Raw genomic sequence first — 12,228 nt, forward strand, 5'->3', positions numbered from 1 at the left:
CCGCTGATCCCCCGCACCGACGAGCGGAAAGGGCAGCCATGACGAACCCCGTCGAGGACACCGACGCGCAGTACCTCGTGGTCGTGAACGACGAGGGCCAGTACAGCCTGTGGCCCGCGACCGTCGACGTGCCCCAGGGCTGGGGCACCGCGTACGGGCAGAGCTCCCGTGCCGACTGCCTGCGGTACGTGGAGGAGCACTGGACCGACATGCGGCCCCTGAGCCTGATCGACGCCGACCGCCGGCGCTGACGAAGTCGGCCAGGCGGCGGCCGTCCCTGCCGGCCGGCAGGCCTGCCTGCGAAGAACGGCCTTCAGCACGGTCGGAGGTGCCTGCCCGCGACGTTGCGGCTGGACTGAGGTACCCGCGCTGAAACCGCGAGAGGAGCTGCCGAGACGCGAACCTTCGCATCACCGCCTGAGTTGGCCGTCGATGCCGACGCCACGGCGGACACCGACGACGCCGCCCCGACGCGCCGGCGTTCTGGGCACGGCACCTGGACATCTGAGCAACGGGATCCAAACTCACCCGGCCGCGCCGCGGCCCCCGACCAACGAGGGAAGTCAGCATCGATGATTCTCGAAGACCAGTACTTTCTTGGCTATCGGAGCGCGGAGCACGAGCGGCTGCAGGAGCAGGCGGAGGACTTCCGGTCCGAGGCGGCCTGGTTGTTCGACCAGGTCGGACCGCTCGAGGGTAAGAGCGTCGTGGAACTCGGCGTGGGACCCCAGGGCTGCCTGGACGAGTTGGCCGCACGGGTGGGGCCGGACGGGACCGTCGTCGGCATCGAGCGCGACGCGGAGTCGGTCGAGCTCGCGCGCAAGTTCGTGGTGGACCGCGCGCTGGACAACGTCGACGTCCGGGTCGGCGACGCGCGTGCGACCGGCCTCCCCGGCAACAGCTTCGACCTCGTCACCGAGCGGCTGATCATGCACAACGTGCCGAGGCCTGAGGAGATCGTCGCCGAGGCGGTACGGCTGGCCCGCCCGGGAGGATGGGTCGCGTTCCACGAGGGCGATCGCAGGGGGCAGATGTGCGACCCGCCCGCCGAGTCGTGGGTCTCGCTCATGGAGGTCCTCAAGCAGTACGCGGACCGCAACACGATCGACCTGTTCGTCGGCAGGCGGGTGCCCGGCCTGCTCCACCGCGCGGGCCTCGTCGACGTCCGGGTGCGGCCCGTCGTCTACATCGACCACGAGCCCGGACACCCGCGGCGTATGGTCCTCGCCGACTTCGCCGAGAACCTGCGTGACCGGCTCATCGCGAGCGAGCTGATCACCAGAGAAGAGTTCGACGACCTGCACACGGCGTTGAGCCGTCATCTCGCCGATCCAGGCACCACCGTGATCTCACACCTGTACGTCCAGGCCTGGGGCCGCAAGCCCGGCTGATCGCGACGTGGTCCAGCGGAAGCCTGCCCACGGCGGCCCCGCTGGACCATCCACGGGCGCCGAGCACGGTCGAAGGTGCCCGCCGGCGACATCGCTGCTGGACTGAGGTCGCGCGCTGAGACCGCGAGAGGAGCTGCCACCATGACCACGTCGCTGGAGAATCTCTCCACCGAGACGCGAACGTTCGCACCACCGCCTGAGTTGGCCGCCGCTGCCAACGCCACGGCGGACACCTACGGCGACGCCGCCCCCGATGCGCCGGCGTTCTGGGCACGGCAGGCGGAGCGGCTCACGTGGGTGAGGAAATGGGACCAGGTCCTCGACTGGAGCAATCCGCCGTTCGCCAAGTGGTTCGTCGGCGGCGAGCTGAACGTCGCCTACAACTGCGTGGACCGCCACGTCGAGGCGGGCATCGGGGAAAGGGTCGCCATCCACTGGGAGGGCGAGCCCGGCGACACCCGCACGATCACATATGCGGACCTGCTCAAGAGCGTCAGCCAGGCGGCGAACACGCTGACCGGGCTCGGCGTGACGGCCGGCGACCGGGTGGCCATCTATCTGCCGATGATCCCGGAGGCCGCGGTCGCGATGCTGGCCTGCGCCCGCATCGGCGCCACGCATAGCGTCGTCTTCGGCGGATTCTCGGTGGACGCGCTCGCCGCCCGGATCCAGGACGCGGGCGCGAAGGTCGTCATCACCGCGGACGGTGGTTACCGGCGCGGCAAACCCTGGGCGCTCAAACCCACCGTCGACGACGCCGTCGCCCGATGCTCGAGCATCGAGCACGTGCTGGTCGTCCGCCGCACCGGTGAGGACGTCACCTGGGGCGAGAAGGACCTGTGGTGGCACGAGACCGTCGAGCAGGCGAACGACAAGCACGAGCCGCAGGCGTTCGACTCCGAGCACCCGCTCTTCATCCTCCACACCTCGGGCACGACAGGTAAGCCGAAGGGCATCCTGCACACTTCCGGCGGCTACCTGACCCAGGTCTCGTACACCCACTGGGCCGTCTTCGACCTCAAAGCCGAAACCGACGTGCACTGGTGCGCAGCCGACATCGGCTGGATCACCGGGCACTCGCACATCGTCTACGGTCCACTGTCGAACGGCGTCACCCAGGTCATGTACGAGGGCGCCCCGGACACTCCGCACCACGGCCGGTTCTGGGAGATCGTCGACAAGTACAAGGTCAGCATCCTGTACACCGCGCCCACCCTCATCCGCACCATGATGAAGTGGGGCGACGACGTCCCGGCCAAGTACGACCTGTCGTCGCTGCGCATCCTCGGCAGCGTCGGCGAGCCGATCAACCCCGAGGCCTGGATGTGGTACCGCGAGCACGTCGGCCACGACAACGCCCCCATCGTGGACACCTGGTGGCAGACCGAGACCGGCGGGATGATGATCTCCCCGCTGCCCGGCGTGACCGCCACGAAGCCCGGCTCGGCGATGACCCCGCTGCCGGGCATCTCCGCCGACGTGGTCAACGACAAGGCCGAGCCGGTGCCGAACGGCGGTGGTGGCTTCCTCGTGCTGCGCCACCCGTGGCCTGCGATGCTGCGTACCATCTGGGGCGACGACAGACGCTTTGTCGACACCTACTGGTCCCACTTCGGCGCCGGCGCCGGCTCCGGTGACGAATGGGTCTACTTCACCGGCGACGGCGCGAAACGGGACGAGGACGGCGCGCTGTGGCTGCTCGGCCGGGTCGACGACATCATGATCATCTCCGGCCACAACATCTCCACCACCGAAGTCGAATCCGCGCTGGTATCGCACCCTTCGGTCGCGGAGGCGGCCGTGGTGGGCGCGTCCGACCCGACCACCGGCCAGGCCATTGCCGCATTCGTCATCGCCCGCAGCAACGTGGACACCGCTGACGAGACCGGAGACCAGCTCAAGGCCGACCTGCGAGACCATGTCGCCAAGACCCTCGGTCCCATCGCGAAACCCCGCTCGATCACGTTCGTGGCCGAACTGCCCAAGACCCGCTCCGGCAAAATCATGCGACGCCTGCTGAAGGACGTCGCCGAGAATCGCACGCTGGGCGACGTCAGTACGCTCATGGACTCGACGGTCATGGACATGATCAAGGCGGGTTCCGCAACGGCGGAAGACTGAGCCGGGAGCCTCTCGCGCCAGCGCGGCCCTCGGCTCGCCCGCCGCACGATCAGGCCGTCGCCGCGCTCGGCGTGACCGGCGGACGCGACCCCACCGTGACGGTCGACCGACCGGGCGGCTCCCGGCTTCCGTCCGCCGGGAGCCGCCCAGCACCCACGACACCCGTGCTGGGCGGATCGCGGGACGGCTGGAGCGGCCGCGACCGGGTGGCCGCCGAGCCACCGGGGCGCGGCGACGGACGTGCCGCTTCCCTGCGCAGGTGCTGTCCTGAGATCAGCGACCGATGTTGCGCTGGAGGAAGTCGGTGACCAGGGTGGCGCAGCGGTCCGGCGCGTCGATGAACGGCCAGTGTCCACTGTGGTCGAGGACGTGCGCCTCGGGGTCCGGGAAGGCCACGTCCTGACGCCGCGCATGGGCGACCGGTAGGTACGGGTCGTGCGCGCCCCACACGACCAGGGCGGGCCGCCGCAGCGGCCTGAGCGATGCGGACAGCAGCCGGGAAAAGCCCTCGATGTCCCGGGCGGAGCGGTACAACCGCAGCACCGCCCGCCTTGTGTCGCGGTCGAAGTCGTCGAACATCCGGTCGAGGAAATCGCGCGGCAGCCCGGACGGGTTGCCGATCCCCAGGATGGCCCTGAACGCCCGCCTGGTGGTGGCGGCCATGAAGAGCTCGCCGACGACCGGTGCCTGCCAGACGCGGGCCAGCCGGTGCCAGCGGTATCCGATCAGTGCGCCGGTGTCGACGAGCACCGCGCTGGCGAACCGTTCCGGGCGCGCCGCCGCCCACGCCAGCCCCCACGCGCCGCCGAAGTCATGCATGACGAGGTGAGCGCGTCGCACGCCGAGCGCGTCGAGGGCGCCGGCGACGTAGGCGGCGTGCCCGTCGACCGTGTGCGGAAAGTCGCGTGGCTTGTCGGCCTGGCCGAATCCCGGCGCGTCCCACGCGATCGCCCGCGCGAAGCCGCCGACCCGGGGCAGCAGGCCGTCCCAGTCGGCGCCGGAACCCGGGTTGCCGTGGAGGAAGACCACCGCCTCGCGGTCACCGGCCGGACCGGCCTCCCGCAGGGGTGTGCTGACCCCGCCCACGGTCAGGCGGCTGGTGGTCACGGTGATGCGGCTCATCATGCGGCCCGGGACCGGCGCAGGACGCCCGGCGGGACGACGACGGCACTGCCGACTCCATTCATAGTAATGATTCTATGGCCGGCGTTGAGCGGCGGCTCTTCCTCCGTGCTGAGTCGCACCGTCGGCCGCGACAGATACGTGACGTGACCTGACGCGGGGACCACCGGCACGCCGGCACCGGCGCCCAGCTCATGGCAATGATCCGAAACCCGGCGGCGGCGATTTTGCGATCGGACAAGCGCCGGGCCCGTTCCTTGCGCGCCGGTATGAACGCGATAACGCAATCTGGAAGACGCGTTCATCGCGGTACCCGTGGCACCCTCGCTGGGGAGATCCAGCGGAGAGCGAAAGGACAGCCGCCGATGGCAGCGAAAGATGTTGAACCGTCGATGACAGCGAAAGAAATCGCACCCGAAGTAGGCGGGGCAACGGCGATTCGCGCGCCTTCCGTCACCAGACTCCCGTCCGTGACGGCGCTGCGGATCGTGGCCGCGACCCTGGTGTTCATCCACCATTCGACGTTCCAGCCGCTGTTCTCCGATCAGGGCGTGCAAAAGGTCTACAATATGCTCGCCTACAACATCGGTGCCATTAGTATCACCTTCTTCTTCGTATTGAGCGGCTTCGTCATGACCTGGTCGGCCAAGCCGCTCGACACCGCGAAGCAGTTCTGGCGGCGACGTTTCGTCAAGATCTTCCCGAGCCATCTCGTGGTATGTGCCATCGTGCTGGTCCTGATGTTTCTGGCCGGGCGCTCCGTCCCGTGGCGCGAATCGTTGCTCAGCGTCGGTCTCCTGCAGGCATGGGTGCCGAGCAACGAATACCTGCTGTTCGCGATCAACCCACCGACGTGGTCGCTGTCGATCGAGTTGCTGTTCTACCTGTGCTTCCCGCTCCTCCTGATCCCGGTCAGCCGAATCCGGCCCAGCCGGCTGTGGCTGTACGCGTGGCTGACGGCCGCGGGCGGTCTGCTGCTCGTGCCGGGGATCTCGTGGCTGTTCCTGCCCGCCGGTGCGCCGGACTCCCCCTTCTCCCCGTTTTCCTGGCCACAGATGTGGTTCATCTACTTCTTCCCGGTCACGCGGATGTTCGAGTTCCTGGGCGGCATGATCCTGGCCAGGATCCTGATGACGGGTCGCTGGCCGAACGTGCGGACGCTGTACACCGTGGTGCTGATGGTGGCGGTGTGGGCGGCCACCCTGCCGATACCGGCCAACCTGTTCGACGGGGTGTACCGTTCGCTGTTCATCATGCCGATCGCCCTGGTGATCACCGCTGCGGCCGCGGCGGACGTCGCCGGGCGCCGGACGATGCTCGCCAGCCGCGGCATGGTCTGGCTGGGCGAGATCTCCTACACCTTCTATCTCGTCCACGTCACCGTGTTCTTCTCGCTGCAAGCCGCGTTCAACGGCCAATGGGGCGTGGGCGGGTTGTTCCTGGGCGACTTCACGTCACGCCAGTTCGGGACCGTGCCCGCGTTCGCGTTCATCGTCGGCGCCTATCTGGCGACTGTGCTCGCCGCATGGGTCGTGTATGCGCTGGTGGAGCGCCCGGCGATGCGGCGGTGGGCCCGTCCGAGGCGGGCCCGGCCGGCGGCATCGGCGCCCGCCTCCACACGGACGGCATGACCGGCGAGGAACCCGGCAGCCACCGACCCCCGGTTCTGCGATGACGACGCCGACGCCACGAACACCCACCGCCCCGCCCGGCAACCAGCCGGGCGGGGCGGTTCATGTCCGCCTGCCGTGCGAGCGCCGCCGGCGATCGGACAGGCTGTCGTTCACTGCTCGAGAATGCGGTGACGGACGTATCCGAGGCCGTTCTTGAATCGGCGCTCATCGAGGAGCTCGAGGTCGGTGCGCGGGCCGGCCGGCGGCATGGCTCGTCCAGCTGGATCTCGTCGACCGGCCCGGCCCTGACGGCCTGCGTCGCGAGGTCGGCGCCTCCGATGGTGCGATCGCCGCTGGCCGTGGCCTTGCAGTTCACGTACTGCGGCGGGGTCGGAACTGCGTTCGATCCGGGTGTCGGCGGTCGGCACCCGGCCGCCGCTGTGCTCTCCGCCCCCGACCGCAGCCGATGGGTCGGGCCGCGCGATCACCCGATGACGGCCGTCCTGCCGGCGACCGGGTCCCGGATCACCGAACCGCTCACCATGACCCGCCTCGTCCTGCCGGCACACCAAAGTCACAGAGGCTCCCGGTCCGGCGAAAGGTTGAGCACCTTTTCGCCGGACCGGGAGCCTCTGCCTGTCTGGATGATCGGCACACCGCTGACCGGCCACACCGATCGTTTTCGTTTATGTGGTGCGTTGTTCGAGTCGCTCGGGGCCGTCGTCGATGATGCGCAGGAAGTGCTGCTGGATGTCGTCGACGAGGGTGGCGTCGTGCATGTCGGTGCGTACCTGCAGGTCGATGTCGTAGCCGTCGGGGGTCGGTGAGATGACGATCATGACGGCGAAGCTGCATACGGTGGCGAGTGCGGCGCCTTCGGCGATGAGTGTTCCGGTGGTGTCGCCGAGGCTGAACCGGGGTTCGGAGGTATAGCTCAGTGACACCAGCCGGTCGAGCTGGATCAGTTTCTGGGCGCCGCTGAGCGCGGCTCCCAGCTCTTCGGGGATGATGAGCACGTCGCGGGCGCCCATGGCCCGCCGGTATGAGTCGCGGGTTCGGGCCAGCAGGTGCGGGCCCGACTGGGACGGGCCGTTGGGGCGCAGCAGGATGGTGCCGACCCGGTTGGTGACGGTTCGGTCGATCACCTCACCGGAGTTGTTCGCGATGGTGACCATCACGGCGAAGTCCGGTGCCGCGCCGGCCTGGATGAGGGACTCCATGTACACCGCTGTGATGCCCACCGACGGCGGCATGCCGTAGGCGTGGGCGTACTCGTCCCAGGGCTGCAGTTGCGTCTGGGATACGAGGAAGTTGCGCATGACGGCCGGGCCCGGGATCGAGTACCGGGAATTGTCGGGCATCGGGGGGATGTGTGCTGACCCGTCGCTGCGGGCGGGAAGCCGGCAGGCCGGCACGTCATGCATCTCGTCGCGCCAGTATTGACGCTGGGTCTCGATGTCGGCCGATGCGAGCTGGTGCCGGAAGTCGCAGGCCATCTCGGCCAGCGAAGCGGTGCGGCCCGGCCATTGCGGGGGGTTGCCGGCCAGCCGCGCCGTGTAGGCCGCGGACAGCTCTGTGGTCAGGATGCCCCACGAGCGGCCGTCGAACCCGGAGTGGTCCAGGGCCATCCCGAACAGGGTGCGCTGCCCGCTGCGTGCGAGCGCGCACCGCCACACCGAGCCCTGATCGATTCGCAGCGGCATCCGCAGGGTCCGCCTGAGCGCCTCGATCGCCGCCTGGTCACCGGCTTGCTCGCCCAGCTGGTGAAACTCCGCCCGTCCCGGATCGGCCGGCACCTCCGCCAGCCCGAGCTCCGGCCCGTCGAGATACCGGGCGTACAGCGCCTGATGACGGCGATGCACGTCGGTGACGGCGTGCTCCAGCGCCGCCGCGTCGACCGGGCCGTCGAACCACCAGGCGAACTCGGCCACGATCTTCTGCGGGACCGTTTCGGCCTGCACCGGAGTGATCGCCACCAACTGGTCACCCTCGGCGGCCGACGACCTGCCGGGAGCGGGCCGGTCGTCGGCCGCCCCGCCGCGGGCGGTGTCGATCCATGCCGCGAGCTGCGCCACGGTGGGGGTGCGGAAGATCTGGGTGAACCTGACCCGCACCCCGGTGCGCTGCTCCAGCCGGGCACAGGCCACCGTCACCCACACCGAGTCGAGCCCGAGATCGAACACCGACGCCGTACGCGGCAACCCGGCGACATCGAGCAGCTCGGCGAAAACCCGCTCGACCATGACCTCCGTGTCACCGCGCGGGCGCTCCTGGGGGGCAACATCGGACAGCCCGCCGGTGCCGGCGGTCTCCAGAGCCTCTTGCTGCCTCATATCCACTCCTGAAAACGACGGGAAGGGGGCGGGCGAACCACCACCGGCCAGAACCCGAGGATCACCCGCACCCACCAGCCATGCACCTCCCGAGTTGCTACCCGCGGCCCCGGACCCGGGACCGCCCCGAACCGGGGTTCGCCAAGACGACCACGTCGTGCGGGGGCGGGCCGGCACGATGCGAGAAGGCGACGCACTTCGTGACCAATAGCCTTCGAGGCATGCGTTTCGGTCTTTCGATACCCCAGGGCACTGGTTTCGAGATCGTCGGCATGCCGCCGGCCGAGCAGTGGAACTCGATACGTGATCTTGTCCGGGTCGCCGACGCCGGGCCCTTCGAGTCGATCTGGGTCTCCGACCATTTCCTCACGTTTCCGCCGTCCGACGAGTCGGTGTTCGAGGTCTGGTCGATGATGGCGGCATTCGCCGCCTCCACGTCGCGGGTACGGCTGGGACAGCTCTGCACGTGCATCGGCTACCGCAACCCCGCCTACCTGGCCAAGGTGGCGGCCACCATCGACGTCATCTCCGGCGGCCGGGTGGAGATGGGCATCGGCGCCGGTTGGCACGAGCACGAATGGCGCAGTTACGGCTACGGCTTCCCCAGTGCCGCCGATCGGATCGACATGCTCGAAGAGGGCGTGCAGATCATGCGGCAGATGTGGACGACCGGCACGGCCACCCTGACGGGGAAGCATTACCAGGTCGACGGTGCGACCAGCCGGCCGCTGCCCGCGCAGGAGGGCGGGATCCCGTTGTGGATCGCGGGCGGTGGCGAGAAGAGGACCCTGCGGATCGCGGCCAAGTACGCGCAGTACACGAACTTCGGCGTGCTGCTGGACGAGTTCGCGCACAAGTCCCAGGTCCTGGCCGGGCACTGCAAAGATGTGGGCACCGACTTCGACGCGATCGTCCGGTCGATCAGCCTCAACGTGACCATCGGTGAGACCGAGAAGGACGTCGCCGACAAGTTGGCCTGGACCCGGGCCCACTACGAGCCGCTGCTGCCGGCCGAGGAGCTCGAGCCGCTCATGCAGTACTTCGCGCAGGGCCTGGTCGGCACGCCCGAACAGATCGTGGAGCGGCTGACCGAGGCCGGCCGGACCGGCGTCGACTACGTGATCGCCAGATTCGTCGACGCGGCCTACGACCGGAGCAGCATCGACCTGTTCGCCGGCAAGGTCATCCCAGAACTGGCCTGACGGCTCGCCGCCGGAACAGCGACCCGTCCCGATCCCGGCCCGGTCATCATCCGGACGACCACGGCGATCGCCACGACCAGCGCGACGAGCGGGCCCGGCCGTCACGGCCGGGCCCGCTCCGCGGTGGTGCCGGCCCGCGAGCACCGTGACCGCCGTGCTCGACGCGTCGAGCCGCTTCACGCAGCGTGCCGGCCCGCCGGTCGCCAGAGCATGGAGCGCGCTGCCGGCTCGGCTTCCTGAGCTGCGCGGCCCGGCCGGCGCGGACGTCACGAGCAAGCATCTTTGAAGGTGCGACAGGCATGCCGACCTGCGACGCTGGCAAGGGAGTCATCCGCGATAGAGTTAAGATCATCGATGATTACCAAGAGTCACCCGGGGGTCCTCAATCACTACTCACCGTATCTACTACAGAACGGAACGCGACCAAGATCCGCTACGACCGCCTCGCCGGGGGACGGGCCTTTCGGCCCGCGGTCCATCGGCCGGCACAACACCCGCCCGCACCATCGCATCGCGGGCCACGCACCGAACGACCTGCCCCGCCGCCATGACGAACAAGCGGGCGCCGTCCACCCCGGAGACGCGGCCCGAGAGCGGTTCGCCGGTGGTCGCGCGCGTGCGGCCCATGATCCTGGTCGTCCTGCTCGCGGCACAGATCACGGCGATCCTGGCCGCGCCCATGTCACCGGGGCGGCTCGCCGCCGCACTCGCCGCGGTGGCCACCCTGGCCGTGCTGCAGGTCCGCCATTTCCGGCGCACGGCACGACGTTCGTGGTGGCTGGTGCCGGGCTTCCTCGCCGCCGAAGGTCTCGCCACCTATCTGCCGTTGCTGGCCATGGGTGCGGCATGGCCGGGGATGGGGGGACTCTTCGCGGCGTCACTGCTGCTCGTGGTGTGCGGCCCGGCGGCCTGGGCGCTGTTCGCCGCGGTCATCGCAAGCTTGTTCGCGGCGGCCATGACGCTGCAGCTAGGGGTGTACGACGCGAGCAACGCGGCGGTCGCCAGCGCGGCCGTCGCCTTGATCATCTTCGGTGCGTCCCGCCTCGCCTCCATGCTCCGGCATGCGCAGGGCGCACGAACGGAGGCAGCGCAGCTCGCCGTGGTCCGGGAACGGGTGCGCTTCGCCCGCGACCTGCACGATCTGCTCAGCTACAGCCTGACCGCGATCACGCTGCGAGCCGAGCTGACCAGGCGGCTCGTGAGCAGCGACCCGGCCAGGGCGAGCGACGAGCTGCGGGACGTGGTCGACATCGCCCGGCACGCGGTCGCCGAAGTGCGGCAGGTGGCCGACGGGTATCGCAACCTCTCCCTGACGCACGAGGCGGCGGGCGCGGCCTCGCTGTTGGCCAGTGCCGATATCGCCGCACACGTCGACATGAACTGTGAAGTCCTGCCGGACAAGGTCGACAATGTCCTGGCCATGGTCCTCCGTGAGCTGATCACGAACGTCCTGCGGCACAGCAGCGCGCGAAACTGCTGGATCGCCGTGGAACAGCAGGATCACCAGGTCACGATGTCGGTGGCCAACGACGGGGTGGCGCGGGCCACCGCCACCCGTCGCGCCGGCGGCGGACTGGAAAACCTCGCCTCGCGACTGGAGATCATCGACGGCACGTTGAACGCGACGGTACGCGGGGACGGATGCTTCTGCGTCCGTGTGGCAATCGCGATCAAGGCTGACGAGCTCGTGAGTGCCCGGCGCCAGCGGACCGGATGCACCTGATCGCGTATCCCGTCGACGCCAATGAACTCATCGAGGAGTTTCACATGCTCCGGATCCTGCTCGCCGAGGATGTCGCCATGGTCCGCGGGGCGCTGGTCGCCCTCATCGAACTGGAGCGGGACCTGAAGGTGGTGGCGGCCGTCAAGAACGGCGCGGACATCGTGCCCACGGCGAAGCGCTGCCGGCCCGATGTCGCGGTCATCGACGTCGACCTTCCGGGCATCGACGGCCTGTCGGCGGCCGCCGAGCTCAAGCGCGAGCTGCCGCACTGCCGGACCCTCATCCTCACGAACCTGGGCCGGTCCGGAACGGTCAGCCGGGCGCTCAGCGCCCGCGTGTCCGGCTTCATGCTCAAGGACTCCCCACCGGAGGAGCTCGCCACCGCCATCCGCAACATCTCCCTGGGCCGGCGGGTGATCGACCCGCAGCTGGCCCTGTCCGCGTGGGACTGCGGCCAGAATCCGCTGTCCACGCGGGAGCACGAGGTGCTGCGGCTGGCCGCCGGGGGCGCCAGCCCGGCGGAGATCGCCTCGGCCCTGCACCTGTCGGTGGGGACCGTCCGCAACCATCTCACGACCATCGTGACCAAGCTGCACGCCCGTAACCGGGTCGACGCGGTCAAGAGGGCGTACGAGTCGGGCTGGCTGCCCTGAATCAGCTTCAGGCTGGTCATGCGGCGGCAGCGGCCGGCAACGACCGCTGCCGCCGCGCGACGCCTAATGC

General features: G+C 69.3%; 9 protein-coding genes. 7 read left to right on the forward strand and 2 right to left on the reverse strand.

Annotated elements, in window-relative coordinates; genetic code table 11:
- Positions 1 to 38: 38 nt before the first annotated feature.
- From ACZ6TV_RS54620 to acs, 3 genes are all read left to right on the forward strand, one after another.
- Positions 39 to 251 carry an MbtH family protein gene (locus ACZ6TV_RS54620; RefSeq protein WP_465309575.1) on the forward strand — a complete coding sequence of 71 codons (213 nt, stop codon included), beginning with the start codon at positions 39 to 41 and terminating at the stop codon, positions 249 to 251.
- 321 nt (positions 252 to 572) lie between these two features.
- Positions 573 to 1,391: a methyltransferase domain-containing protein gene (locus tag ACZ6TV_RS54625; RefSeq protein ID WP_465309577.1), complete on the forward strand. Its 819-nt coding sequence runs from the start codon at positions 573 to 575 to the stop codon at positions 1,389 to 1,391.
- A 141-nt stretch (positions 1,392 to 1,532) separates the two neighbouring features.
- Positions 1,533 to 3,512, forward strand: a complete 1,980-nt coding sequence (gene acs, locus ACZ6TV_RS54630; RefSeq protein ID WP_465309579.1) for an acetate--CoA ligase — start codon at positions 1,533 to 1,535, stop codon at positions 3,510 to 3,512.
- A gap of 273 nt (positions 3,513 to 3,785) precedes the next feature.
- Here the strand turns inward: acs and ACZ6TV_RS54635 are convergent, their stop codons facing one another.
- Positions 3,786 to 4,619 carry an alpha/beta fold hydrolase gene (locus tag ACZ6TV_RS54635; RefSeq protein ID WP_465309581.1) on the reverse strand — a complete coding sequence of 278 codons (834 nt, stop codon included), beginning with the start codon at positions 4,617 to 4,619 and terminating at the stop codon, positions 3,786 to 3,788.
- Between the two features lie 485 nt (positions 4,620 to 5,104).
- Here ACZ6TV_RS54635 and ACZ6TV_RS54640 point away from each other — a divergent pair, with 485 nt between their 5' ends.
- Positions 5,105 to 6,265 carry an acyltransferase family protein gene (locus ACZ6TV_RS54640; RefSeq protein WP_465309583.1) on the forward strand — a complete coding sequence of 387 codons (1,161 nt, stop codon included), beginning with the start codon at positions 5,105 to 5,107 and terminating at the stop codon, positions 6,263 to 6,265.
- Positions 6,266 to 6,933: 668 nt separating this feature from the next.
- On the opposite strand, the gene ACZ6TV_RS54645 is transcribed toward ACZ6TV_RS54640, so the two are convergent.
- Positions 6,934 to 8,757: a condensation domain-containing protein gene (locus ACZ6TV_RS54645; protein WP_465309585.1), complete on the reverse strand. Its 1,824-nt coding sequence runs from the start codon at positions 8,755 to 8,757 to the stop codon at positions 6,934 to 6,936.
- A 44-nt stretch (positions 8,758 to 8,801) separates the two neighbouring features.
- On the opposite strand from ACZ6TV_RS54645, the gene ACZ6TV_RS54650 reads away from it, so the two are divergent.
- The 3 genes from ACZ6TV_RS54650 (at position 8,802) to ACZ6TV_RS54660 (ending at position 12,158) form a co-directional block, all read left to right on the forward strand.
- Complete coding sequence (locus ACZ6TV_RS54650) at positions 8,802 to 9,782, forward strand: LLM class F420-dependent oxidoreductase (RefSeq protein WP_465309587.1); 981 nt, start codon at positions 8,802 to 8,804, stop codon at positions 9,780 to 9,782.
- A gap of 547 nt (positions 9,783 to 10,329) precedes the next feature.
- Positions 10,330 to 11,505, forward strand: a complete 1,176-nt coding sequence (locus ACZ6TV_RS54655) for a sensor histidine kinase (protein WP_465309589.1) — start codon at positions 10,330 to 10,332, stop codon at positions 11,503 to 11,505.
- Between the two features lie 44 nt (positions 11,506 to 11,549).
- On the forward strand, positions 11,550 to 12,158 hold the full coding sequence (locus ACZ6TV_RS54660; RefSeq protein WP_465309591.1) for a response regulator transcription factor: 609 nt from the start codon (positions 11,550 to 11,552) through the stop codon (positions 12,156 to 12,158).
- The last annotated feature ends 70 nt before the right edge of the window (positions 12,159 to 12,228 follow it).

This window comes from Dactylosporangium sp. NPDC051087 (assembly GCF_055586325.1).